At 64.3% G+C, this 23516-nt stretch carries 24 protein-coding genes; 20 read left to right on the top strand and 4 right to left on the bottom strand.

Annotated elements, in window-relative coordinates:
* Positions 1-46 precede the first annotated feature (46 nt).
* Positions 47-1384, bottom strand: a complete 1338-nt coding sequence (locus AYX22_RS21470) for an MFS transporter (protein ID WP_207595478.1) — start codon at positions 1382-1384, stop codon at positions 47-49.
* Positions 1385-1589: 205 nt separating this feature from the next.
* Between AYX22_RS21470 and AYX22_RS21465 the strand changes: the two genes are divergently transcribed.
* From AYX22_RS21465 to AYX22_RS21410, 12 genes are all read left to right on the top strand, one after another.
* A complete protein-coding gene (locus AYX22_RS21465) occupies positions 1590-2360 on the top strand; it encodes an IclR family transcriptional regulator (protein ID WP_207595477.1) in 771 nt (256 codons plus the stop codon).
* A gap of 203 nt (positions 2361-2563) precedes the next feature.
* Positions 2564-3469 (top strand): shikimate dehydrogenase, encoded by a 906-nt coding sequence (locus tag AYX22_RS21460; RefSeq protein WP_207595476.1) that lies wholly within the window; start codon positions 2564-2566, stop codon positions 3467-3469.
* The gene (locus tag AYX22_RS21455; protein ID WP_207595475.1) at positions 3469-5343 is read left to right on the top strand and encodes a sugar phosphate isomerase/epimerase and 4-hydroxyphenylpyruvate domain-containing protein; all 1875 of its coding nucleotides are present in this window, start codon (positions 3469-3471) and stop codon (positions 5341-5343) included. Before AYX22_RS21460 ends, AYX22_RS21455 begins: the two co-directional genes overlap by 1 nt.
* A 53-nt stretch (positions 5344-5396) precedes the next feature.
* The gene (pcaH, locus tag AYX22_RS21450; RefSeq protein ID WP_207595474.1) at positions 5397-6275 is read left to right on the top strand and encodes a protocatechuate 3,4-dioxygenase subunit beta; all 879 of its coding nucleotides are present in this window, start codon (positions 5397-5399) and stop codon (positions 6273-6275) included.
* A gap of 4 nt (positions 6276-6279) precedes the next feature.
* A complete protein-coding gene (gene pcaG / locus AYX22_RS21445) occupies positions 6280-6870 on the top strand; it encodes a protocatechuate 3,4-dioxygenase subunit alpha (protein ID WP_207595473.1) in 591 nt (196 codons plus the stop codon).
* Complete coding sequence (locus AYX22_RS21440; RefSeq protein ID WP_207595472.1) at positions 6867-8306, top strand: lyase family protein; 1440 nt, start codon at positions 6867-6869, stop codon at positions 8304-8306. Before pcaG ends, AYX22_RS21440 begins: the two co-directional genes overlap by 4 nt.
* A complete protein-coding gene (locus AYX22_RS21435; RefSeq protein ID WP_207595471.1) occupies positions 8299-9102 on the top strand; it encodes an alpha/beta fold hydrolase in 804 nt (267 codons plus the stop codon). The genes AYX22_RS21440 and AYX22_RS21435 overlap by 8 nt, the downstream gene beginning before the upstream one ends.
* Positions 9099-9530 carry a 4-carboxymuconolactone decarboxylase gene (gene pcaC, locus AYX22_RS21430; protein WP_207595470.1) on the top strand — a complete coding sequence of 144 codons (432 nt, stop codon included), beginning with the start codon at positions 9099-9101 and terminating at the stop codon, positions 9528-9530. Before AYX22_RS21435 ends, pcaC begins: the two co-directional genes overlap by 4 nt.
* Before the next feature lie 37 nt (positions 9531-9567).
* A complete protein-coding gene (locus AYX22_RS21425; RefSeq protein ID WP_207595469.1) occupies positions 9568-10782 on the top strand; it encodes a thiolase family protein in 1215 nt (404 codons plus the stop codon).
* 12 nt (positions 10783-10794) lie between these two features.
* The gene (locus tag AYX22_RS21420; protein WP_207595468.1) at positions 10795-11481 is read left to right on the top strand and encodes a 3-oxoacid CoA-transferase subunit A; all 687 of its coding nucleotides are present in this window, start codon (positions 10795-10797) and stop codon (positions 11479-11481) included.
* A 2-nt stretch (positions 11482-11483) separates the two neighbouring features.
* Positions 11484-12152, top strand: coding sequence for a 3-oxoacid CoA-transferase subunit B (locus tag AYX22_RS21415; protein WP_207595467.1), 669 nt, complete (start codon positions 11484-11486; stop codon positions 12150-12152).
* A 146-nt stretch (positions 12153-12298) separates the two neighbouring features.
* Positions 12299-13102, top strand: a complete 804-nt coding sequence (locus tag AYX22_RS21410) for an IclR family transcriptional regulator C-terminal domain-containing protein (protein ID WP_207595466.1) — start codon at positions 12299-12301, stop codon at positions 13100-13102.
* Between the two features lie 11 nt (positions 13103-13113).
* On the opposite strand, the gene AYX22_RS21405 is transcribed toward AYX22_RS21410, so the two are convergent.
* On the bottom strand, positions 13114-13458 hold the full coding sequence (locus AYX22_RS21405; RefSeq protein WP_207595465.1) for a DUF1801 domain-containing protein: 345 nt from the start codon (positions 13456-13458) through the stop codon (positions 13114-13116).
* Between the two features lie 41 nt (positions 13459-13499).
* Positions 13500-13898: a RidA family protein gene (locus tag AYX22_RS21400; RefSeq protein WP_207595464.1), complete on the bottom strand. Its 399-nt coding sequence runs from the start codon at positions 13896-13898 to the stop codon at positions 13500-13502.
* 135 nt (positions 13899-14033) lie between these two features.
* Here AYX22_RS21400 and AYX22_RS21395 point away from each other — a divergent pair, with 135 nt between their 5' ends.
* From AYX22_RS21395 to AYX22_RS21365, 7 genes are read left to right on the top strand one after another with little or no spacing between them, the layout of a single operon-like run.
* The gene (locus AYX22_RS21395) at positions 14034-14900 is read left to right on the top strand and encodes a fumarylacetoacetate hydrolase family protein (protein WP_207595463.1); all 867 of its coding nucleotides are present in this window, start codon (positions 14034-14036) and stop codon (positions 14898-14900) included.
* Positions 14901-14933: 33 nt separating this feature from the next.
* Complete coding sequence (locus AYX22_RS21390) at positions 14934-15416, top strand: cupin domain-containing protein (protein ID WP_207595462.1); 483 nt, start codon at positions 14934-14936, stop codon at positions 15414-15416.
* Positions 15417-15419: 3 nt separating this feature from the next.
* A complete protein-coding gene (locus AYX22_RS21385; RefSeq protein WP_207595461.1) occupies positions 15420-16292 on the top strand; it encodes an acyl-CoA thioesterase domain-containing protein in 873 nt (290 codons plus the stop codon).
* A 58-nt stretch (positions 16293-16350) separates the two neighbouring features.
* Entirely contained in the window at positions 16351-18045 is a 1695-nt protein-coding gene (locus tag AYX22_RS21380) for an AMP-binding protein (RefSeq protein ID WP_207595460.1), read from the top strand.
* Positions 18046-18059: 14 nt separating this feature from the next.
* Positions 18060-20450 (top strand): bifunctional salicylyl-CoA 5-hydroxylase/oxidoreductase, encoded by a 2391-nt coding sequence (locus tag AYX22_RS21375; protein ID WP_207595459.1) that lies wholly within the window; start codon positions 18060-18062, stop codon positions 20448-20450.
* A 2-nt stretch (positions 20451-20452) separates the two neighbouring features.
* Positions 20453-21811, top strand: coding sequence for an aromatic acid/H+ symport family MFS transporter (locus tag AYX22_RS21370; RefSeq protein WP_207595458.1), 1359 nt, complete (start codon positions 20453-20455; stop codon positions 21809-21811).
* Positions 21812-21819: 8 nt separating this feature from the next.
* The gene (locus AYX22_RS21365) at positions 21820-22236 is read left to right on the top strand and encodes a thioesterase family protein (RefSeq protein WP_207595457.1); all 417 of its coding nucleotides are present in this window, start codon (positions 21820-21822) and stop codon (positions 22234-22236) included.
* 110 nt (positions 22237-22346) lie between these two features.
* Here AYX22_RS21365 and AYX22_RS21360 read toward each other — a convergent pair whose 3' ends face one another.
* Positions 22347-22880 (bottom strand): hypothetical protein, encoded by a 534-nt coding sequence (locus AYX22_RS21360; RefSeq protein ID WP_089596882.1) that lies wholly within the window; start codon positions 22878-22880, stop codon positions 22347-22349.
* A 217-nt stretch (positions 22881-23097) separates the two neighbouring features.
* Here AYX22_RS21360 and AYX22_RS21355 point away from each other — a divergent pair, with 217 nt between their 5' ends.
* Positions 23098-23433 (top strand): hypothetical protein, encoded by a 336-nt coding sequence (locus AYX22_RS21355; RefSeq protein ID WP_242703444.1) that lies wholly within the window; start codon positions 23098-23100, stop codon positions 23431-23433.
* Positions 23434-23516 lie beyond the last annotated feature (83 nt).

Raw genomic sequence — 23516 nt, 5'->3', positions numbered from 1 at the left:
GGTTTTCGCTGCCTTGGTCCCAGCTCACTGGGAAGAAGCGTCGGGCTTAGGCGTGCTGGGCTTGCTTGGGCAGGCCGAGCTCCGCAGTTGGGGTCTTGGCTGATTCGCGGGCCGTCATGGCTGAGACGGCTGCGATCACGCAGATCACGGCGGTGAAGATGGAGATCTGCACCCACCCGCCGGGCTTGGTTCCGCCCAGTGCAGTCACGATTGCCGGGGCGAACCCTGCCATGAGGAAGCCGAGCTGGGTGCCGATAGCCAGGCCGGAGAAGCGGACCTTGGTGCTGAACATTTCACCGTAGAAGGACGGCCATACTGCGTTGGCAGCGGCGTACCCGAAGGAGAAGAACACCACGGACACCAGGAACATCAGCGGCACATTGCCCGATTCCAGGGTGAGCAGGAAGACCGGGGTCATGACGGCGCTGGCAAGGGCGCCGTAGATGAAGACGGGCTTGCGGCCGATCCTGTCCGAAAGCATGCCGAACAGGGGCTGTGTTCCGAGGGCCACGATGTTGGCTACAACTACGAGCCACAGGGTGATGGTGCTGTTGACCCCGGCGACGTCCTGGGCGTACTTGATGGCGAGCGTTCCGAACACGGTGCTCACTGCGGCGATGAAGGCGCAGCAGACGACGCGCAGGACATCGCGCCAGTGCAGGCGGAGCAGGTCGGCAACAGGGAGCTTGGAGATTTCGTTGTTCTTCTTGGCTTCTGCGAATGCCGGGGGCTCGTGCAGCGTGCGGCGGATAAAGAACGCCACCAGAACCACGACAGCGCTCAACCAGAACGGAATACGCCAGCCGATGCCGTACTTGATGTCGTCCGGCAGGGCCACCACAGGAATGAAGACCAGCGCTGCCAGGATCTGGCCGCCCTGGGTGCCGGTGAGGGTCCACGAGGTGAAGAACGAGCGGCGGTTGTCCGGAGCGTGCTCCAGCGTCATGGACGAGGCGCCAGCCTGCTCGCCGGCGGCCGAGAGGCCCTGGCAAAGACGGGCCAGAACCAGCAGGACGGGCGCCCACCAGCCGATGGTCTTGAAGTCGGGGAGACAGCCGATCACAAAGGTAGCTGCACCCATCAGGACCAAGGTGAACATGAGCACCTTCTGCCGGCCGATCCTGTCACCGAAGTGGCCCAGGATCACCGCGCCCACGGGGCGGGCAACATAAGCGAAGCCGAACGTCGCGAAGGACATGATGGCCGCGTTGGCATCGGCGGACGGGAAGAACACGTGCGGGAAGATCAGGGCCGCGGCCGAGCCGAAGATGAAGAAGTCGTAGTACTCGACGGCGCTGCCCAGGAAGCTGGCAAGCGCGGCTTTCTTGGGGGTTCCGGCGGCGGTTTCAGTGCCTGGCGTCGCTGACGGCATTGTTTGGCTCATGGGTGGTTCCTTCTGTGACGACGATGTCGCGGATCTGGCTTTCGTGGGGAGACCCAAGCGAGGTGCGGCCGGTCAATCCCAGACAAGTAACCACATGGTGAGAGTTACTTGTGCAATACAGCAATAGTGGCTGTGAGTGGGGTCACTTGTCAAGAGAAGTCACCACCATCTAGAAATAGCTCTCACTATGTGAGAGCATCGAGCTATGAGTGTGAAAGAAGACACAAAGACAGACATGGTCGGCAAGGCGCTGAGCTTGTTGGTACTACTGGGCGATGAGCCGCGCGGCGCCAGTGCGGCGGATCTTGCGAGGAGTGCCGGGCTGCCGTTCAGCACCACATACCGCCTGCTGGGCTCGCTGACGCGCGATGGCTTTGTGGATTACGAGCCCGACGGGCGCCGATATCACTTGGGCTTGCGCGTCTTCCAGCTCGGTCAGCGGGTATCGAACCACCATGGGTTCGCCGCAACTGCGCTGCCCGTCCTGCAGCGGGTTACCGATCGCACGCATGAGGCCACCATCCTCTCCGTTCGCGATGGCAACCACCATCTGACGGTCAACAAGGTGGACGGCCCCAAGACCTTCCGCGTCACCAGTGACCCTGGCCATCTCGGGGCGCTCCATACAACTTCGGTGGGCAAGGCGATCGTGGCGTTCGAGGATGAGATTGAGCGCAAGCGGCTCTTGGAGGAGCTCCCCCTGGATCCGCTCACCCAGCATTCCATCACCGATCGCGACACGTTTCGTGAGGAGATCGAGCAAGTCCGGCGGCAGGGCTACGCCGTGATGGACGAAGAGAATGAGATCGGCATGCGCGCCGTCGCTGTTCCCGTCCTCAATTCGCAGGGTCACGCCTTCGCCTCGGTGGCCGTCGCCGTGCCGGTGTTTCGTATGACCATGGAGGAGCTGATCGCCCACGTGCCCACCCTGCAGGAGGCTGCGGCTGAACTCGCGGCCCGCCTGCCCCAGCGCTAATCCCAACCAGGTGACAGCAACTGTCGCTATGAGCCCCCAGTGGAGCGTTATCTGTTACCTGGTTGGGAGTGCCCTTCGCAAATGTTCGCGATAAGAACATGCGTGCGGAATATGAACACTTGTAGTAATCTAAGAACACCCGGTCAGGCGGCGCCCCCAAAAGGCGCCGAATCCCGCGGTGCTGAAGTCAAAGGAGCTTTAGGATGAGCAACCGAGCCGAGTCCGTTCTGGTGGGCCTCATAGGCGAAGGCGTCATGCCTTCGCTCACGCCGCCCATGCACGAACGCGAAGCCGATGTGCAGGGCCTTCGCTTGCTGTACCGCCCCATCGACCTGCTGGAACTCGAGTTGCCGGCCACCGCCGTCGGGGATCTCCTGACTGCCGCCCAGCGCATGGGCTTCAACGGCCTCAACATCACGCACCCGTGCAAGCAGCTGGTGCTAGAGCACCTTGATGAAATTTCCGACGACGCCCGTCGCCTGGGTGCCGTCAATACAGTCTTGATTCGGGACGGTCGGCTTATTGGCCACAACACCGACTTCTCCGGCTTCGGCTCGGCGCTCGCCGACGGGCTGCCCGGGGCGACGCTGGACCGCGTGGTCCAGCTGGGCGCAGGCGGCGCCGGCTCGGCCGTGGCCTACGCGCTCCTCACAGCCGGCGTCGGCACGCTGGACCTCGTGGACATGGATCCTGCGCGTGCTGCGGAACGTGCCGCAGAGCTCGGCGGGCTCTTCCCCGAAGCCACCGTCACGCCGCGGAGCACCGACGAACTCCCGCAGATCATGCCCCTTGCCGACGGCCTGGTGCACTGCACGCCGGTCGGAATGGCCGCCCACCCCGGCCTGCCGCTGGACATCGATCTCCTGGAACCTCGCCACTGGGTGGCGGACATCGTCTACCGCCCCATCGAAACCCAGCTGGTCCGCGAAGCGCGCGCCAAGGGCTGCGACGTCCTCGACGGCGGCCGGATGGCGGTCGGCCAGGCGTCCGACGCCTTCAGGCTCATCACCGGACGGGATGCCGACCGCGACCGCATGCGCGCACACTTCCTGGAGCTGATCGCCGCCGAGGATGCAGCAGCCCCGGCACTCGCGAAGGCAGGCCGCTGATGCGCACAGGAATCGCCACCGTCTGCCTGTCCGGCACTTTGAAAGAGAAGATGCAGGCCTGCGCCATTGCTGGCTTCGACGGAATCGAGATCTTCGAGCAGGACCTTGTGACCTCGCCGCACAGTCCGGAAGAAGTCCGGAAAATGGCGGCGGATCTCGGGTTGGGCTTGGATTTGTACCAGCCGTTCCGGGATTTCGACGGCGTCACTCCGGACTTGCTGAAGGCCAACCTTAAGCGCGCCGAGGCCAAGTTCAACCTGATGGAACGCCTGGGCATGGACACCATCCTGGTCTGCTCCAACGTCGCCACGGCAACCATCGACGATGACGCGCTGAGGGCCGGGCAGCTGGCCGAACTCGCCGAACTTGCGGGGGCCCACGGCGTCAACGTTGCTTACGAAGCGCTGGCCTGGGGCAAGTATGTCAACGACTACGAGCACGCCTACCGCCTGGTGGAGATGGTGAACCACCCCAACCTGGGCACCTGCCTGGACTCCTTCCACATCCTCTCCCGTGACTGGGACACCGCGCCCATCGAGGACATCAACGCGGAGAAGATCTTCTTCGTCCAGGTTGCCGATGCCCCCAAGCTCTCCATGGACGTCCTCTCCTGGAGCCGCCACTACCGCGTGTTCCCGGGCGAAGGGCAGTTCGAGCTCGCAAAGTTCATGGGCCACGTCGTCCGGGCCGGCTACACGGGGCCGGTCTCCTTGGAAGTCTTTAATGACGTCTTCCGGCAGTCCGACACGGATCGCACCGCCGTTGACGCCATGCGTTCGTTGATCTGGCTGGAGGAGCAGAGCGCCCAGTGGCTGGCAAGCAGCCCCGCGGGAACCGAAGCCGCCGGCAACGAAAGCGCGTCCCGCCGTCGTTATCCCATGGAACTTGCCACGCTGCCCAAGGTGAACGAACCCGCCGGCTTCAACTTCGCCGAGGTCAAGGCTGACGACACCGCGCAGCTGGAGAAGCTCCTGGGCCAGCTCGGCTTCGGGTTCGAAGGCCGCCACCGCACCAAGGACGTCCAACTATGGACCATGGGACAGGCGCGCGTGATCATCAACGAACAGGCGGCACAAAACGCTGAACCGGCCATTGCCGCTTTGGGATTCGACGTCGACTCTCCAGTGATTGCCTCCGCTCGCGCCCAGCAGCTCAAGGCTCCCGTGGTGGCCCGCAAGGTCCAGGCGGACGAGGAGGTCTTCCAAGGCATCTCCGCACCGGACTCCACCGAGATCTTCCTCTGCCAGGGCAGCCCGGATGGGACCGCGGCGTGGACGCACGAGTTCGGCGAAGGCCAGGAGCACGCCTCCAGCGCACAGAACGCAGTGATTGACCACGTCAACCTGGCCCAGCCGTGGCAACACTTTGACGAGGCTGTGCTCTTCTACACCAGCGCGTTGGCTTTGGAACCACAGCCGTTCGCTGAGGTTCCCAGCCCCAATGGCCTGGTGCGCTCGCAGGTCATGGAGACCAGCAACGGTGCGATCAGGCTGGTCCTGAACCTGGCGCCCGCGCAGCAGGCTCAAACAGCCCGTAAAACGTACCAGGAACACATCGCCTTCGCCGTGGACGACCTCGTGGCGGCTGCCCGCTCCGCCCAAGGAAGAGGCCTTGAGTTCCTGCAGATTCCGGCCAACTATTACGAGGACCTGGACGCCCGGTTCGATCTTGAACCCGGTTTCCTGGCCACCCTCAAGGAGCTCAACCTCCTGTATGACCGGGACACCAACGGCGAATTCCTCCACTTCTACACCGCCACCGTGGGCAGTGTGTTCTTCGAAATGGTGGAGCGCCGCGGCAATTACGACGGCTACGGGGCGCCCAACGCCCCGGTGCGCCACGCCGTCCAATACGACTCGCTCCACCGGGTGTAAACCCGCCCCGCCCCGCAAACCCAAGAGAACCCACCAACCGAAAGGAGCCGGCCGTGCCGCAAGAACAGACAGCACAGGCGCTCGAATCCGAGGAACTCGTGCCGCCCGCTGAGCCACACGCCGCAAATGCCGCCCATCCAGCCAAGAAGGTGGAAACCCAAGCGGATCTCAGTGCTGAGATCAAGGGCATCGGGGACCGCTACGCCGAGGCGTTGAAGAACGGCAAGGGACCGGAGACCATGCCGCGGCTGGATTACGCGCCGTACCGCAGCAGCATCCTGCGCCATCCCACCAAGAGCCTGCACCACGCGGACCCGGAGACCATTGAGCTTTACTCGCCGGCATTCGGACACCAGGACGTGCACGCCCTGGAATCCGACCTGACCATCCAGCACAACGGCGAACCGCAGGGTGAGCGCATCATCGTATCCGGCCGCGTACTCGATGGTGATGGCCGTCCGGTGGCGGGCCAGCTGGTGGAGATCTGGCAGGCCAATGCATCAGGCCGCTACATCCACAAGCGCGACCAGCACCCCGCACCGCTGGACCCGAACTTCACCGGCGTCGGCCGGTGCATCACCGGTGACGACGGCTCGTACAGCTTCACCACCATCAAGCCCGGCGCCTACCCGTGGAAGAACCACCTGAACGCCTGGCGCCCGGCGCACATCCACTTCTCCATGTTCGGCTCGGAGTTCACCCAGCGGATCGTCACCCAGATGTACTTCCCGGGCGACCAGCTCTTCCCGCTGGATCCCATCTACCAGTCCATCGTGGACCAGGATGCCCGCGACCGCCTGGTGGCCCAGTACGACCACGAGCTCACCAGCCCCGAGTGGGCCCTCGGCTACAAGTGGGACATCATCCTGACCGGTTCCAAGCGCACCTGGACCGAAAACGAAGCATACGGCGACGCCGGGGACGAGGAGTAAGCGCATGAGCAAGCTGGCACCCACACCGGGCCAGACCGTAGGACCCTTCTACGGCTACGCCCTCCCCTTTAACAAGGACAACGAACTCCTGGCTCCCGGCAGCCCCGGCAGCATCCGCCTCCAAGGCACCGTGTACGACGGCGCCGGTGATGCCATTCCGGACGCCATCCTGGAAATCTGGCAGCCGGATTCCGACGGCAACATCGTCCAGCGCACCGGTTCCCTGGTCCGCGACGGCTACACCTTCACCGGGTGGGGCCGTGGCTCCGTGGGCAACTCCGGCGTCTACACGTTCACCACCGTCAACCCCGGCCCTACGGCACCCGGCGCAGCACCGTTCATCTCCGTGGCCGTGTTTGCCCGTGGCCTCATGAACCGCCTCTTCACCCGCGTCTACCTGCCGGAGAACGAGGAAGCCCTGGCCAACGATCCTTTGCTGAGCTCCCTGGACCCGGAGCGCCGCAAGACGCTCATCGCCCGCCGCGATCCTGACGGTGGCCTCACCTGGGACATCCGCCTGCAGGGTGGCGACGAGACCGTCTTCCTGGATTTCCAGCAGGACGGCTCGCTGGATCTGGCGACGGACCAGGCATGACCAACGGCGACTTCGGCCTCCTCAGCCCCGTCTCGGCCTCGCCCACTGTGGCGGCGCTGACGGGCGACCGTGCCGTGATCACGGCAATCCTCGACGTCGAAGCCTCCTGGGCTGCCGTCCTTGAGGAGGCGGGACTGGCTCCCGCAGGATCCGCCGCCGTGGTGGCCGAAGCCGCCGATGCCGGTTCTTACGACGTTCTTTCGGTAGCGGAACGCGCCCAGGGTGGCGGAAACCCGGTCATCCCCTTGCTCGGTGATCTGCGGGCCCGGGTCCGGGAGTTGGATACCGCCGGCGTTGGCGCGAATTCCGCTGTCCACACCTCGCTGACCAGCCAGGACGTCCTCGACTCCGCGCTCATGCTGCTCGCCAGCCGCACCGTTACGGCGTTGCTGGCAGAGGCCAAGGGCACGACGACGGCGCTGGCTACCTTGGCGGAGCAATATGCGGACACGCTGTGCGTGGGCAGGAGCCTGACGCAGCATGCGCTTCCGTACACCTTCGGGCTCAAGGCCGCCCAGTGGTTCCAGGGCGTGGCCGCTGCTGCTGAGCGGTTGGAATCCCTGGAGTTGCCGGTGCAGTTTGGTGGGGCTGGTGGAACGCTGGCCTCGGGTACCAAGCTGACTGCCGGATCGGCCGCGACGCCGTTCACACTGGCCGATGCACTGGCCGCCGCACTGGGCCTCGCACCCGCCCCCGCCCCGTGGCACACCAACCGCCTCGCGATCACTGCCCTCGGCGACGGGCTCGCTGCACTGATCGATTCTTTCGGCAAGATTGCTGCCGACCTGCTGTTCCTGAGCCGCCCGGAAGTCGGCGAACTTGGCGAACCGTTGGCGGCCGGACGCGGAGTTTCCTCGGCCATGCCGCAGAAGCAGAACCCTGTCTTGTCGGTGCTGATCCGCAGTGCGGCGTTGCAGGCTCCCGGCCTGGCATCGCAACTCCATCTCGCGGCTGCAACTTTCAACGACGAGCGGCCGGACGGCGCCTGGCATAGTGAATGGCCGGCCCTGCGCCAGTTGCTCGCCCTGGCCATGGGCGCTGCGGGACACCTCCGCGAACTCGCAGACGGCCTCCGGGTCTTCCCCGACGCAATGCGCCGGAACCTCGACATCTCGGGACCGCTGCTCCTCAGCGAAGGGGTGGTGGCCGCCGTCGCACCGCTCCTGGGTGAGGAAGGAAAGCAGAAGCTGCAGGCCGTCGTCGACGAAACCTTGAAGGCGCCCGCCGCCGAACAGACCCGCATTTACACCAAACTGCTGCGCGAAACCGTTCCGGCGGACCAACTCTCGGACGCCGGACTTGAGGCGCTGCTGGATCCGGCGAGCTACCTTGGCGAAGCGCGTGAGATCAGCCGCCGTATCCTCGCCGCGTACCCGCACTTTGCAGCGCCCAGTAAAGGGATCGAAGCCTCATCGAAGGGAGCCACTCGTGGCTAAGCCAACTGTCAAGGCCGTGCTGCTCTCCCCGCAGCGCGAACTGGGAGCGAAGCCGCTCCTGGTGGTGGGCCCGTCGCTGGGCACCTCCACTGTGCTGTGGACGGAAACCGCTGCCCTCCTGGGCGACGAGTACGACGTCATCGGCTGGGACCTCCCCGGCCACGGCATCTCGCCGACCACCACCGAAGGTTTCGAAGTTGCGGAACTGGCGGACGCCGTCGTCGATCTTGTCGACTCTGTTTCGCCGGGCGGAACGTTCCATTACGCCGGTGTCTCCTTGGGCGGGGCCACCGGCCTGCAGCTTGGGATCAAGCACGGCGACCGCCTCCGCAGCCTGTCTGTCCAGTGCACCGGTGCCAAGCTCGGCACCCCGGAAGGCTGGCTGGAACGCGCGGAGACCGTCCGCAAACTGGGCACGCCTGTGATGATCCAAGGCTCCGCGGAGCGTTGGTTTGCGCCCGGATTCATGGACCGCCAGCCGGACATCAGCAGTCGCCTCCTGCACGCCCTGCGCGACGCCGACCGCTTCGGCTACTCGTTCTGCTGCGAAGCCCTGGCCTCGTTCGACGTCCGCGAGCAGCTCGGCAGCATCACCGTCCCCACGCTGGCGATCGCCGGCGTCGAAGATTCTGTTGCTCCGCCGTCGTTCGCCGAAGCTGTTGCCGCCGGTATTACCGCAGGCGGCGGTACCGCCCGGGCTGTAGCGCTCGACGGCGTCGCCCACCTCGCCCCCGCCGAGGCGCCCGCCGCCGTGGCGGAATTGATGCGCACCTTCATGAAGGAGAACGGACTGTGACTACTTCCGACCACAACGGCGCCGTACAGCCCGACGCTACCGCCCAGGACATTTACGACGCCGGCATGGTGGTCCGCCGGGAAGTGCTGGGCGATGCGCACGTGGACCGGGCCAACGCCACCAAGGATTCCTTTACCGAGGACTACCAGGACATGATCACCAGGATCGCCTGGGGTGGCATCTGGACGCGACCCGGCCTCAGCCGGCAAATGCGATCCGCGGTCACCCTCACAGCACTGGTGGCCCACGGTCACTGGGAGGAGCTCGCCATGCACGTCCGGGCGGCCCTCAACAACGGCCTCAGCAGGGACGAGATCAAGGAAATCCTGCTGCAGACCGCCATTTATTGCAGTGTTCCGTCGGCCAATTCGGCCTTCAAGACGGCCCAGAAAGTATTCGCTGACCTGGACGCCAACGAACCCAACTAAGTCCCCCACCCAGGTGGGAAGAACGAAAGAGAAACCCATGAACCAGGCTTTTGTGTACGACGCCGTGCGCACGCCCTTTGGCAAGTTCGGCTCCGGCCTTGCCGCTGTCCGTCCCGATGACCTTGCCGCCCATGTGGTCCGTGAGTCTGTTCGCCGGGCGCCGGGGCTGGATGTTGAGCGGATCGACGAGGTGGTGTTCGGCAACGCCAACGGTGCAGGCGAGGAGAACCGCAACGTGGCCCGCATGGCTACCCTGCTTGCCGGTCTGCCCGTGTCGATTCCGGGCACGACGGTGAACCGTCTCTGCGGTTCCTCCTTGGATGCGGCGATCATTGCTTCCCGCCAGATCAACGCAGGCGATGCCGAACTCATGCTCGTTGGCGGGGCCGAGTCCATGTCCCGCGCGCCGTGGGTGCTGCCGAAGACCTCCAAGCCGTACCCGGCGGGGGACATGACCCTGGCTTCCACCACGCTGGGTTGGCGTTTGGTGAACCCGGCGATGAACAAGGACTGGACCATCTCACTGGGCGAGGCCACAGAGCGGCTGCGCGAGAAGTACGGGATCACCCGGGAGCGGCAGGATGCTTTTGCGGCTGATTCGCACAATCTGGCCGACGCTGCGTGGAACGAAGGCTTCTACGATTCTTTGGTGTCGCAGGTTCCGGGCACTGATCTGGTCCGTGATGAGGGCATCCGTGCCGGATCATCGGCGGAGAAGCTGGCTGGGCTGAAGACCGTGTTCCGGCCTGAGTCGTCGGGGCCCGACGGCGGTACGGTCACCGCCGGGAATGCCTCGCCGTTGTCTGATGGTGCGTCGGCTGCGTGGATCGGTTCGGAAGCGGCTGCTGGGATGCTGGGCCTGGAGCCCCTCGCCCGCATTGCCGGCCGTGGTGCGCATGGCAATGATCCCCAGTTCTTCGGGTACGCCCCGGTTGAAGCGGCGAACAAGGCCCTCGCTAAGGCGGGCATCGGCTGGGACCGGGTGGGCGCCGTCGAACTTAACGAGGCGTTCGCCGCGCAGTCGCTGGCGTGCGTTGACGCGTGGGGGATCGACCCCGCAATCGTGAACCGCCATGGCGGTGCGATCGCGATGGGCCACCCGCTGGGTGCCTCCGGTACCCGCATCCTTGGCACGCTGGCCCGTTCCTTGCAGGCTTCCGGGCAGCGCTGGGGCGTTGCAGCGATCTGCATCGGCGTGGGCCAAGGACTGGCCGTGGTGCTCGAAAACGTCACTGCCGGCGCGTCGGCATAGAAAGGGCTGGTCATGTTGAATTTCATTGACACTGTTGGCGAGGCAGTCGCCGGCATCAAGGACGGATCCACAGTGATGATCGGCGGCTTCGGCAACGCCGGGCAGCCGTTCGAACTCATAGACGCCCTGATGGATTGCGGTGCCAAGGACCTGACCGTGGTCAACAACAACGCCGGCCAGGGCGACCAAGGCCTCGCGTTGCTGATCAAGGAAGGCCGGGTCCGCAAGATGATCTGCTCCTTCCCTCGGCAGCCCGATTCCTGGCACTTCGACGCCAAGTTCCACGCCGGCGAGATCGAGCTGGAACTGGTCCCACAGGGCAACCTGGCCGAACGCATCCGCGCAGCCGGCGCCGGAATCGGCGGGTTCTTCACGCCCACCGGCTACGGCACCACCCTGGCAGAGGGCAAGGAAACCCGGTTGCTGGACGGAAAGTGGCAGGTGTTCGAGACACCGATCCACGCCGACGTTGCCCTCATCAAGGCACTCAAGGCCGACGGCAAGGGCAACCTCGTGTACCGCAAGACCGCCCGGAACTTCGGGCCCATCATGGCTGCCGCGGCCAAGCACACGATTGTGCAGGTCTCGGAGATCGTGCCCACCGGTTCCCTGGATCCGGAAAACGTAGTGACCCCGGGCATTTACGTCAACAGTGTGGTCCGCGTCGATTCTGCCGGAACAAAAGAAAAGGTGGCCTGAGCATGAGCACCCAGACAAGCATCCAGACGTCCGAGAAGCCGCTGGGCCGCGACGAACTCGCCCAGCTGGTGGCCCGCGACATCGCCCCGGGTTCCTTCGTGAACCTGGGCATCGGCCAGCCCACGCTCGTGTCCAACTACCTCACCGAGGAACAAAACATCACCCTCCACACGGAGAACGGGATGCTCGGCATGGGCCCGGCAGCTGAGGGCGGTGACGTCGATGGTGACTTAATCAACGCCGGCAAGATCCCCGTCACCGAGCTGCCCGGTGCCTCGTACTTCCACCACGCAGACTCGTTCGCGATCATGCGTGGCGGGCACCTGGACATCTGCGTCCTCGGCGCCTTCCAGGTCTCCGCCACCGGCGATCTCGCCAACTGGCACACCGGCGCCCCGGACGCCATCCCGGCCGTCGGCGGCGCAATGGACCTGGCAACAGGAGCCAAGGACGTCTTCGTGATGATGACTTTGTTGACGCGCGAGGGCGTGTCCAAGCTCGTGGAGCAGTGCACCTACCCGCTGACCGGCGTCGGCTGCGTGACCCGCGTGTACACAGACAAAGCTGTGTTCCTGACAGGCCCCGACGGCGTCACCGTCCGCGAGACGTTCGGCTGCACTTTCGAAGAAATCCAGGAGCTCGTACCGCTGCCGTTGAAAAAGTCGGCCTAACAAAGGCAGAGCAGGCCCCGCAAATTCGGGCTCCTCGTTGCGAGGCCCGCTGCGCAGGGTCTCCGGGGTGCTAACCCTGCAGAGTAGGCCCCGCAAGTTCGGCCCTCTCGTTGCGGGGCCCGCAACGCACCCTAGGATTGGTAACCATGACCGACTCCGCAGTTACCCCGCAGGCCAGCGACCAGTACGTCCAGTCGTTGGCCCGGGGTCTCGCAGTGATCCGGGCGTTCGATGCGAACAACCCGGTGATGACCCTCAGCGAAGTCGCCGCCCGTACTGACCTGACGCGCGCCACGGCCCGGAGGTTCCTGCACACCCTGGTGGAGCTCGGCTACGTCCGCACCGACGGCAAGACCTTCGCCCTCACGGCCAAGGTGCTGCAGCTTGGCTACTCCTACCTGTCGGCGCTGTCCCTGCCGCAGTTGGCCCAGCCGCACCTGGAGCAGCTGAGCCTGAAACTGGGGGAGTCCACGTCCGCCGCGGTCCTGGACGGACCGGACATCTTCTACGTGGCCCGTGTCGCCACCCGCAGGATTATGAATGTCGGCATCACGGTCGGCACCCGCTTCCCCGCTTACGCCACCTCCATGGGCCGTGTCTTGCTCGCCGGCCTGCCGCAGGCCAAGCTGGAGGCTTACCTCACGACGGCGGAACTCACCCCGCTCACGCCGCGAACCGTCGCCAGCGTCCCCGACCTGAGGGCCGCCGTCGAACGCGTCCGTACGCAAGGCTGGTGCCTGCTGGACCAGGAGCTGGAGATCGGGCTGATGTCCATCGCCGCGCCGGTGTGGAACCACAACAACGGCGATAATGTGGCTGCGATCAACGTGTCCCTTCAGGCCCAGGCGGTAGCAGCCCAGCCGGATCCGGAGAAGTACCTCGATGCAGTGCGGCAGGAAGTGGTGGCCACGGCCAACGCCATCTCGCAGGACGTCTCGGCGAAGCACTAGGCCGTCACGACCTACTTCCGGATCGAAGCCAGCCGCGTCTCCAGGATCCGCCGCACCAGCGAGTCCGGGACGGGGTTGTCCGCCGAAAACCGCAGCGTCCCCGGCGACCATGAGTAGCCGCCCAGCTCTTCCGACATCTCGGGCAGGATCTGCCCACTGAACGGATACAGTGCCAGGTGCTTTTTGGTTTCCTGCACGCTCAGGAAGCCCTTGCCATCAACCAGCAGCGCGGGCATCCCGTAGCTGACGCCTTCCTCGGCCTCCGGTGCGAGCTCGCGGGCGATCCCCACAATCCGTTCAAGAATGACGCGATTGCCCGCAGCGACGCTCTCCAAGTATTCGGTGACAGTTCCCATAGGGACATGGTTCACCACAGGCGCCCGGTACGGCCAGAGGCTCAGCGCTCGGGAATGACCGCGATGCCCTGGATTTCGATCAGGGCCTCCTTCTGCCACAGCCGTGTGACACCGATGCCAGCCATTGCCGGATACTTCGATCCCGCCATCTCCCGCCAGATGCGTCCGATTTCGCGGCCGTTGGCCATGTAGTCGTCCACGTCCGTGAGGTAAATGGTCACGTTGACCAAATCCTCGGGTTCTCCACCGGCTTCACGCAGCGTGGTGATCACGTTGGAGAAGGCCTGCGTGAACTGCTCCACGATGCCGCCGGGAACAATGTTCATGTTCTTGTCCAGGGCCGTCTGTCCACCCAGGAAAACTGTGTTGCCGGCAAGAATGCCGTGCGCGAAGCCTGATGGCTTGGGCAGCGATTCCGGGTTGATCGTCTGGTGGCTCATGCTGTTCCTCCTCGTTGTGGCAACTGCAAAAACTTTTGGAAAGCCTCTGTGCAGATCATTTCCGCCGTGCTACGTTGAGCATATGTGACGATCGTAAAAAAGTCGACACATCGTAAAACTCGAAGGGAACCTGCAATGAAACTCGCCACCTTGCGCACGGCCAACGGAGGTACGACGGCGGCACTCGCCACGGGCGCCGACTCTTACCTCGCGCTGCCCGCCACAGACGTCGGGGCGCTCCTGGCCCAGCCGGAGTGGCGTGCTGTGGTGGAAGAGTCCGCAGCATCCACGGACCAGACCGTGATAGCAGCAGCTGACGCGGACCTCGCCCCACTTCTTCCCCGGGCCGGCAAGGTCATCTGCTGCGGCCTGAACTATGGGGACCACATCCAGGAAATGGGCCGCGACCTTCCGGAGTACCCCACGCTGTTCGCCAAGTACGCGGACACCCTGGTGGGCGCAAACGACGCTGTGGAAGTCCACGGCAGCGGCCGCGTCGACTGGGAAGCCGAGCTCGCCGTCGTCGTGGGTTCTGAACTGTTCCGCGCCGATGAAGACCGGGCCCGTGAGGCCATCGCCGGGTACACCGTGGCCAACGATGTCTCCATGCGCGACTGGCAGAGCCGGACGCTGCAGTGGTTCCAAGGTAAAGCCTGGGACGGCACCACTCCGGTAGGGCCGGTCATGGTCACTGCGGATGAATCCGGCCCCCATGACGTCGAGGGCTTCAACGTCCGTGGGTACGTCAACGGAGAGCTCGTCCAGCACGGAAACACCAGCACCTTGGTGTTCGGCCCGGCGCAGCTCTTGTCCTACATTTCGCAGTTCACCATCCTGCGTCCTGGCGACCTTGTCCTCACGGGCACGCCCGGGGGAGTGGGTATGGGGATGACCCCGCCCCGCTTCCTCAAGGACGGAGACGTCCTCGCCACCGAGATCGACGGGATCGGCCGGCTGGAAAACACGTTCCGGATCCACGCGCCTGTCGCAGTCCCCGCCTAAGAAACGTCACACCACACCAAAGGAGACAAACCCATGAGCCAGACCACCACCGAATACCGCCTCGAAGGCGACAACTCCATCTATGCCCAGGCTGACGGCAAGGTTGTCCCCGTTGTCACCCGCGCCGGCGCCGAAGACACCAATACCGCCCAGTCCGGTGACTGCATCCGCGTCTCCGGTGTGAGCATCCAGCACACTCCGGCAACCAAGATCTGGTTCGGCCAGGTATCCAACACCCCCGGATACCGCTCACTGCCGCACCACCACGGTGAGGCCGAAACCGGCGGTTACGTGCTCCGGGGCCACGGCCGCATCTACTTCGGCGAGGACTACTCGGAGTTCATCGACATGAAGGCCGGCGACTGGGTGTTCGTGCCGCCCTTCATGCCCCACGTAGAAGCCAACATGTCCGTCACGGAAGAACTGGTCTGGCTCACCGCGCGTACGCCGGAGAACCTCGTGGTCAACCTCGAAGACGTTGCCGACGAAACCCTCGCCGACTACCGCCGGGCCTAAGCCATGATCACTGGAACCCTAACGTCGGAGACCTTCCTGAAGGCCATCGAGCTCACGCCGGCAACGGCCGAAGTATTCGATGAAGCGTATGAAGCAACCACCCAGTACGTGCCGTGGCCAAAAGCCTACGGTGGAGACATGGTGGCACAGGCAGCGGCCGCAATGATGCGGTCCGTTGATGCTGACAGAACTCTGCATTCGATGCACAGCTACTTCATGCGTCCGGTGGATATCGGTTCCAGTGTCCGGTACGAAGTGGAGCGCCTGAGGGACGGCCGCGGGTACTCCACCCGCACCGTTCGCGGCTTCCAGAACGGCAAGCCCGTGTATGCCGCGATGGGTTCCTTCCAGGTTCCCGAGGACGGGCCGGACTTCCAGCCTGAGGCGCCTGCCGCCGTCGAGCCTGAATCGCTGCGGACGGCAGCGAAAGCGCTGGACGGGACCGAGGGAGCGGCCGCAGACTATTGGTCCACGGGTCGGAGCTTCGATATGCGGCATATTCCCGGCCCGGTATACATCGAGCTAGAAGGCGGTGCGGTGCCTCAGCAAGCCATTTGGGTCAAAGCCTTTGACGCCCTGCCCGACGACGCCGACCTCCACCGCGCGGCCCTCGCCTACGTCTGCGATTACACGATTTTGGAGCCGCTGCTCCGGGTCAACGGACTGAACTGGTCCAGCCCCGGGCTCGCCACCGCCAGCCTTGACCACTCCATGTGGTTCCACCGGGACGGGCGTGCGGACGAATGGGTCCTATATGCCCAGGAGGCCATCTCCGGCCAGAGCAACCGGGGCCTTGCCATGGGCCGCTTCTTCGACCTGCAAGGAAGGCTCCTCGCCACCGTGGCCCAGGAGGGCATGATCCGCGCCGGCGCCTAAAGAGTTTTCTACCTCCCCAACCATCAGCTTCAACGACGCACCACTGAAAGGAACGGCCATGAGCATGTTGCCATCGGCCCACGTGGACACGTTCACCCGCGACCACCTGCCGCCCGCCGATACCTGGCCTGCGCTTGAATTCACCCTCCCCGAACTCCACTACCCGGAACGGCTCAACGCTGCCGCTGTGCTGATCGACGACGCTGTCGACCAGTTCGGCGCGGACCGCCCGGCCCTGTGGACCCCCGACGGCTCGGTCTGGACCTACGGTCAGCTCCAGAAGCGATCCAACCAGGTGGCCCAGGTCCTCACCGAGGACCTCGGTGTTGTTCCCGGAAACCGCGTGCTCCTGCGCGGCCCCAACAATCCGTGGATCGTTGCTGCATGGCTGGGCGTTCTGAAGGCCGGCGGCGTAGTGGTCACCACCATGCCCATGCTGCGCTCCACCGAGGTGGCCACGCTCATCCAACTCACAAAGCCGACGGTCGCCATTTCGGACCACCGGTTTGTGGATGAGCTCGCCATTGCTGCCGGGGACGACCTCACCGTCCTGACGTACGGCGCCGGTAACGGATTCGACGACGACGGCGACCTCGCCTCCCGCTGCGAGCATAAGAGCGGCAAGTTCACAGCAGTGGACACAGCCTCCGACGACGTTGCCTTGCTGGGTCCGACGTCGGGCACCACCGGGGTGCCCAAGGTGACCATGCACTTCCACCGGGACATCCTGGCCAACGCAGATACCTTTGCCCGCTACATCCTGCAGCCCACCGCGGAGGACGTCTTCGCCGGTTCGCCACCCTTGGCCTTCACCTTTGGGCTGGGCGGTTTGGTGGTCTTCCCCCTCCGGTTTGGGGCGTCGTCGCTCTTGACCGAAAAGGCAGGACCTGTGGAACTGGCGGAGCACGCCTCGCAAGCCGGGGCCACCATCCTGTTCACCGCCCCCACTGCGTACCGCGCCATCCTGAAGGAGCAGCGCGGCGACCTCCTCCGTGGCCTGCGCATCGCCGTTTCCGCCGGAGAGCACCTTTCAAAAGAAACGTGGGAGGCCGTGCACCAGGCCACCGGGCTGCGGTTGGTCAACGGGATCGGTGCCACGGAAATGCTGCACGTGTTCATATCCGCTGCCGGCGACGACATCCGTCCGGGAACCACGGGCCGCGCTGTGCCGGGATACCGGGCCACCATCCTGGACGACGACGGCAACGAACTCGGCCCGGACACCATTGGCCGCCTCGCCGTGATTGGCCCTACCGGCTGCCGATACCTGGACGACGCCCGCCAAGCGAATTACGTGGTCCGCGGGTGGAACGTCACGGGGGACACGTTCTCCATGGACGCTGACGGCTACTTCACCTACCAGGCCCGCTCGGACAACATGATCGTCTCCTCCGGTTACAACATCGGCGCTCCAGAGGTTGAGGCGGCCATCGACCAACACCCTGACGTCGTGGAAAACGCCGTGATCGGAGTTCCGGACGAGGAGCGCGGGAGCATCGTCTGCGCGTTCATTGTCCTGCGTGAAGGCGTCACCGGCGACGCCGCGAAGCGCAAGGAAATCCAGGACTTCGTAAAGCAAACCATCGCCCCGTACAAGTACCCACGGGACGTCCGCTTCGTCACCGAACTTCCGCGCAATCCCAGCGGCAAGCTCCAGCATTTCAAGCTCCGCGACAAGGTCCTCGCTGAGGATGCCACCACGAACGCGAGCCAGACCGAACAACTTACCCCTGCCGGCCAGAGCCAGGCCTGAGAAGGAGCAACACCATGAAAATCGCAATTGTCGGAGGCGGCCCCGGCGGTCTCTACTTCGCAGCACTGATGAAGCAGCTGGATCCGTCCCACAACATCACTCTCTGGGAACGCAACGCTGCCAGCGACACCTTTGGCTTCGGCGTCGTCTTTTCCGATGAGACCCTGGGCGGCATCGGCAACGCCGATCCCGTGGTGGCCGAGTACATGAGCCGCCGTTTCGCCCGCTGGTCCGATATCGACATCCACTTCCGTGACCAGATGATCACCGTGGGCGGACAGGGCTTCGCTGCCATGAGCCGCAAGGAATTGCTGGAACTGCTGCAGCGCCGCTGCATCGAACTGAACGTGGACGTGCGCTTCAGCACCTTGGCTCCTGCTGTTGAGGAACTCGAAGCCAACTATGACCTTGTTCTTGCCGCGGACGGCATCAACTCGCAGATTCGCGCCAAGTACGCTGACTCGTTCAAGCCAAACCTGGACATGCGGACCAACAAGTTCATGTGGCTTGGTACGGACCAGGTATTCGAGGCCTTCAAGTTCTTCGTGAAGGAAACCGAGTGGGGCGTCATGCAGATCCACGGTTACCCCTACTCGGATGAGGGCTCCACGTTCATTGTGGAAATGCACCAGGACGTGTGGCACGCCGCGGGCTTCGACGAGACCGCCAACGAGGTCTTCCCTCCCGGTGTCTCGGATGAGAAGGCCATCGCCAAGATCCGCGAGATCTTTGCCGAGGAACTCAACGGCTACGAGGTCCTGACCAATAACTCCAAGTGGATCAACTTCACCACGGTCCGCAACGAGAACTGGCGCCACAACAACGTAGTGCTGCTGGGCGACGCGGCCCACACTGCCCACTTCTCCATCGGGTCCGGCACCAAGCTGGCCATGGAGGACTCGTTGGCGCTGGCCGCTTGCCTGCATGAGCACCCGGATGTTGAATCCGCACTGGCGGCATACGAAGCCGAAAGGCGGCCTGTGGTCGCATCCACCCAGCGTGCCGCGCAGGCATCCCTTGAATGGTTCGAGCGCATCGGGCAGTACAAGGACCAGGACCCCACCCAGTTCGCCTTCAACCTGCTGACCCGCAGCCGCCGCATCACGCAGGAAAACCTGCGCCTGCGTGACGCGGAGTTCGCTGACGCCGTGGACCGCGACTTCGCAGAATCCCAGGGACTCACAGAGGTGGCTCCGGCTATGTTCCAGCCGTTCCGTGTGGGCGGGCTGGAGCTGAAGAACCGCATTGTGGTCTCCCCCATGGACATGTACTCAGCCACGGACGGCATCCCGGGCGACTTCCACAAGGTCCACCTCGGCTCCAAAGCTCTGGGCGGTGCCGGCCTGGTCATGACCGAAATGGTCTGCGTCTCCGCAGCAGGCCGGATCACCCCCGGCTGCAGCGGCTTGTACACGGACGAACAGCGTGACAGCTGGAAGGAAATCGTGGACTTCGTCCACAGCCGTTCCACCGCCAAGATCGGTGCCCAGTTGGGTCATTCAGGCCGCAAGGGTTCCACCAAGCTCATGTGGGAAGGCATCGACCAGCCGCTCGAGTCCGGAAACTGGACCACCGTCGGGCCCTCAGCCCTGCCGTACAGCACGGAGAACCAGACTCCCGTGGAGTTGGATCGCGCCGGCATGGACGCCATCAAGGCGGAGTTCGTCGCTTCCACGGTCCGCGCCGACGAGGCAGGCTTCGACCTCCTCGAAATCCACGCTGCCCACGGCTACCTGCTGTCCTCCTTCCTTTCGCCGGTGTCCAACAAGCGGACCGACGAATATGGCGGCAGCCTGGAGAACCGGCTGCGGTTCCCGCTGGAAGTGTTCGACGCCGTTCGCGCGGCGTGGCCCGCCGGTAAGCCGGTGACGGTGCGCATCTCCGCGACTGACTGGATCGAGGGTGGCAACACTTCCGACGATTCCGTGGCAATCGCCCGCGCCTTCGTGGCACACGGCGCTGCCGGCTTGGACGTCTCCACCGGTCAGGTCGCCAAAGAAGAGAAGCCCACCTTCGGCCGCAGCTACCAGACACCGTTCGCGGACCGCATCCGTCAGGAAGTGGCCGTACCGGCAGGCGTGGCGGTAATCGCCGTCGGCGCCATCTCCACCTACGACGACGTGAACTCAATCCTCCTCGCAGGCCGCGCGGACCTTATCGCGTTGGGCCGCACGCACCTTTACGATCCCCAGTGGACCCTCCACGCCGCCGCCGAGCAGGAGTACCAAGGGCCCGGCGCTGACTGGATCCCGCAGTTCCGTGCCGGTCGCCGGAAACCACCCAGCTCCCGCACTGACGCCGTTCGTCCGCGTCTGTCCTTGCTGAAGGAAGCGGACATCGAAGAGGCCAATACCCACCTCCGCTGGACCCCCGAGTCCGCCGCCGCATCGGTCTTGGTGAAGTAGCCATGGCCACCGCACCCGTCAACAACTGGAACGTGCCCAAGAAGACCACCGGCCTGGTGTTGTTCTGCTGCTGGCTCGCGATCCTCGCCGAGGGCTACGACGTCGGCGTCCTCGGAGCTATCCTTCCGGCACTTGCCGAGTACAAGGAATGGAACCTCAGCCCGCTGGCCTTGGGCGGCCTGGGCTCATATGCCTTGATTGGCATGCTTATTGGTGCCCTTTTCATCGGTACGCTCAGCGACCTCGTGGGACGCAAGAAGATGCTCCTGGCCTCCATGGCCATCTTCACGCTCACCCAGGCCGGTGCTGCTTGGGCTCCGACACCGGAGCTCTTCGGACTGTTCCGGCTCATCGGTGGTTTGGGCATGGGCGGTGTCATCCCGGTGGCAGCGGCCCTCACCATTGAATACTCGGCGCCTAACAAACGCTCCTACAACTACGGCCTCATGTACTCCGGCTACTCACTGGGCATCGTCGCAGCTGCGCTGGCCGCCCTGTTCGTCCTCCCCATGGGTGGCTGGCGTGCCGTCGTCGCCATCGGCGCTGCACCAGTGGTGCTGATTCCGATCATCTGGAAGTTCCTCCCCGAGTCCTTGGAATTCCTGGAATCCAAGGGCCGCAAGACGGAGGCCAAGGCACTGGCCACCAAGCTGAACATCTCCAACTACACGCCTGTTGTTGCCGTGGCTCCCAAAGCAGGTGTACAGGCGGATCCTTGGTGGAAAACCATCACCACCATGTTCTCGCGAAAGTACCTGCGCTCCACGGTGTTCTTCTGGATCTCGCTCTTCTGCGGCCTGGTCCTCGTCTATGGCCTGAACACCTGGCTGCCAAGCATCATGAAGAAGGCCGGTTATGACCTCGGATCTTCCTTGACCTTCCTCTTGGTCTTCAGCCTTGCTTCCGCGATCGGTGGCCTGCTCCTGGGCCGTGCCGCAGACAAGTACGGCAAGAAGCTCATCCTGGTGGTGTTCTACATTCTGGGCGGCTTGGGCATCATGCTGCTCGTCTTCCCGAACACCATGGTGGTCAACCTGCTGTTCGTCGCCTTCGCCGGTGTCGGTTCCATCTCCACGTCACTGGTGCTCACCGGGTACATCGCCGACTACTACCCGGCCAAGGTCCGTGGCACGGCAACGGGCTGGGCCCTGAGCTTCGCCCGTCTGGGTGCCATCTCCGGGCCGTTGATCGGCGGCTGGATCGCAGGCTCCAAGTTGCCTTTCGAGGCCAACTTTGCGATCTTCGCCGGCATCGCAGTACTGGCAGCCGGTGCTGTGGCGATGATTCCCAAACCACAGCCTGAGGTGCCCGTCGGCGTCGTCGACGTTGATCCCGACGACGCCACCGTCAGCGCCCGCTAGGAGCCAGCATGGACAGGTTTCCGGAGGCGTGCGTCGAGCGGACGGTGGAATGGGTGGACACCGATGCCTCCGGACACCAGCACAACTCGGCCATCCTGCGCTGGGTTGAGGCTGCGGAGGCCGAGCTCTTCCGTTCGCTGGAGTTGCCGGACTATTTCCCCAGCGCTCCCCGCGTCCAGCAGGTGGTTAATTACAAGGCCAAACTGTGGTTCGGCCAGCGCATCACCGCCACCGTGAAGGTCAGTGCGCTTGGCCGAACCTCGCTGACGCTGGCTTTCGAGGTAACGTCCGACGCCGGTGATGTCGCCGCGTACGGGACGGTCACCACCGCGTATGTCCCCCAAGGCGCGACGTCGGCGCAGCCTTGGCCGGAACATCTGGTCCGCGCCGTCAAGGCGGAACGTGCCGGGCGAATTACCGAATAGCCCCGCCGGGATGGAAGTAGGTGACAATGCCGGATTCTGGGACTGTCACCTACTGCCGTCCCAGCGAGGGGCTGGGGGTTTTCGCGGGCTGGGGTGCGCGGGGCGGGTGGCTAGCGCAGGCCCTTCAGAATGTTCTTGGGCCGCTGCATCTCGCCGTGCTTGGCACCAAGGATGATCACCCAGGCAGCGAATGCAGGAATGGCCCACTGGAGCGCCTTCAGCTGCGTCTGGGCGGCCTTCAACTCGTCAGACGCGCCGGCGCGGGGTTCGGTGGCACCCTCAGCGCCCTCGCCCGAGAGCTCATCCACCTTCTTGCCCACAACACCTGCGTACAAGGTGACGGCAGCTCCCGCCAAAGTCACCACAGTCTTGTAGACAGTGTTTGCGGCCACGTTGTCCTGCTTGGCGATCCGGCCTTTGTTCTCCCAGGCGATGGCCAGATCCGAGGCCAGGTGTCCGGCGAACGCTGCTGTCTGAACGGGAGCCCATTTACCCCAGCCTTTGCTTGAGAGGCGGGTGCGCTCGGTGGGATCCTTGGCTTCTGCTGCGGCACCATTCAGTCCGATGGCCCCCATCAGCGAGCCGCCGAACCATGCCGCGGCGGTGAGGTCGTGAAGGGAACGGGCTACGAGATTTCCTGCCATGATGTGCTTCCTGTCGTTGATACGGAAAGAACCTTGTGAGGCGTGGGGCCTCGAACAGCGTCCATCTATAGTAAGCATGCTTACAAAGATGCGGCCAGTCGCAATGGATTTTTCGTTCCGCGTTCATGTCAGGTTCGCGGACGGTGCGGCGCCGGGCGGTTACGCTTAGCCGGTGGAGCAGCTCTACGCGGTTCTCGCGTGCATAATCCTTGGTTGTTTGGCCGTTTTCCAAGTGGCTTTGGTTGCTGGCGCGCCTATTGGACGATTCGCTTGGGGCGGACAGCATGACGTCCTGCCGCAGAAACTGAGGATCGGAAGCATCATCTCCATCCTGCTGTACGCCCTCTTCGGCTATACGGCTTTGGCGCAGGCCGGCCTCGTGCCGGTGCTGGTCAACCAATCCTTTACCGGGGTTTTCATGTGGGTCCTCACCGGCTACTTCACCTTGGGCGTCGTCATGAATGCGATCTCACGCAGCAAGCCCGAGCGTTTCGTCATGACTCCTGTGGCGCTGGTACTCGCAATCCTCTTCCTTCTTCTTTCGCTGGGCTGAACCGGAACATCGGCGGGGACCATCACCGCACCTATGATGAACTGGACTGGCGCCTGATTGGGGGCGCGGAAATGAGGATCCTT

The organism is Arthrobacter sp. D5-1 (genome assembly GCF_017357425.1).
Taxonomy (GTDB): Bacteria; Actinomycetota; Actinomycetes; order Actinomycetales; family Micrococcaceae; genus Arthrobacter.
The sequence above is the reverse complement of the archived record's forward strand: the minus strand, read 5'-3'. Positions and strand labels throughout refer to the sequence as shown.

Bases quoted from the DNA above. Each gene is read 5' to 3' on its own strand.
- AYX22_RS21470 (WP_207595478.1), bottom strand. From the start codon at position 1,384: ATGAGCCAAACAATGCCGTCAGCGACGCCAGGCACTGAAACCGCCGCC.
- AYX22_RS21465 (WP_207595477.1), top strand. From the start codon at position 1,590: ATGAGTGTGAAAGAAGACACAAAGACAGACATGGTCGGCAAGGCGCTG.
- AYX22_RS21460 (WP_207595476.1), top strand. From the start codon at position 2,564: ATGAGCAACCGAGCCGAGTCCGTTCTGGTGGGCCTCATAGGCGAAGGC.
- AYX22_RS21455 (WP_207595475.1), top strand. From the start codon at position 3,469: ATGCGCACAGGAATCGCCACCGTCTGCCTGTCCGGCACTTTGAAAGAG.
- pcaG (WP_207595473.1), top strand. From the start codon at position 6,280: ATGAGCAAGCTGGCACCCACACCGGGCCAGACCGTAGGACCCTTCTAC.
- AYX22_RS21440 (WP_207595472.1), top strand. From the start codon at position 6,867: ATGACCAACGGCGACTTCGGCCTCCTCAGCCCCGTCTCGGCCTCGCCC.
- AYX22_RS21425 (WP_207595469.1), top strand. From the start codon at position 9,568: ATGAACCAGGCTTTTGTGTACGACGCCGTGCGCACGCCCTTTGGCAAG.
- AYX22_RS21420 (WP_207595468.1), top strand. From the start codon at position 10,795: ATGTTGAATTTCATTGACACTGTTGGCGAGGCAGTCGCCGGCATCAAG.
- AYX22_RS21415 (WP_207595467.1), top strand. From the start codon at position 11,484: ATGAGCACCCAGACAAGCATCCAGACGTCCGAGAAGCCGCTGGGCCGC.
- AYX22_RS21410 (WP_207595466.1), top strand. From the start codon at position 12,299: ATGACCGACTCCGCAGTTACCCCGCAGGCCAGCGACCAGTACGTCCAG.
- AYX22_RS21405 (WP_207595465.1), bottom strand. From the start codon at position 13,458: ATGGGAACTGTCACCGAATACTTGGAGAGCGTCGCTGCGGGCAATCGC.
- AYX22_RS21400 (WP_207595464.1), bottom strand. From the start codon at position 13,898: ATGAGCCACCAGACGATCAACCCGGAATCGCTGCCCAAGCCATCAGGC.
- AYX22_RS21395 (WP_207595463.1), top strand. From the start codon at position 14,034: ATGAAACTCGCCACCTTGCGCACGGCCAACGGAGGTACGACGGCGGCA.
- AYX22_RS21390 (WP_207595462.1), top strand. From the start codon at position 14,934: ATGAGCCAGACCACCACCGAATACCGCCTCGAAGGCGACAACTCCATC.
- AYX22_RS21385 (WP_207595461.1), top strand. From the start codon at position 15,420: ATGATCACTGGAACCCTAACGTCGGAGACCTTCCTGAAGGCCATCGAG.
- AYX22_RS21380 (WP_207595460.1), top strand. From the start codon at position 16,351: ATGAGCATGTTGCCATCGGCCCACGTGGACACGTTCACCCGCGACCAC.
- AYX22_RS21375 (WP_207595459.1), top strand. From the start codon at position 18,060: ATGAAAATCGCAATTGTCGGAGGCGGCCCCGGCGGTCTCTACTTCGCA.
- AYX22_RS21370 (WP_207595458.1), top strand. From the start codon at position 20,453: ATGGCCACCGCACCCGTCAACAACTGGAACGTGCCCAAGAAGACCACC.
- AYX22_RS21365 (WP_207595457.1), top strand. From the start codon at position 21,820: ATGGACAGGTTTCCGGAGGCGTGCGTCGAGCGGACGGTGGAATGGGTG.
- AYX22_RS21360 (WP_089596882.1), bottom strand. From the start codon at position 22,880: ATGGCAGGAAATCTCGTAGCCCGTTCCCTTCACGACCTCACCGCCGCG.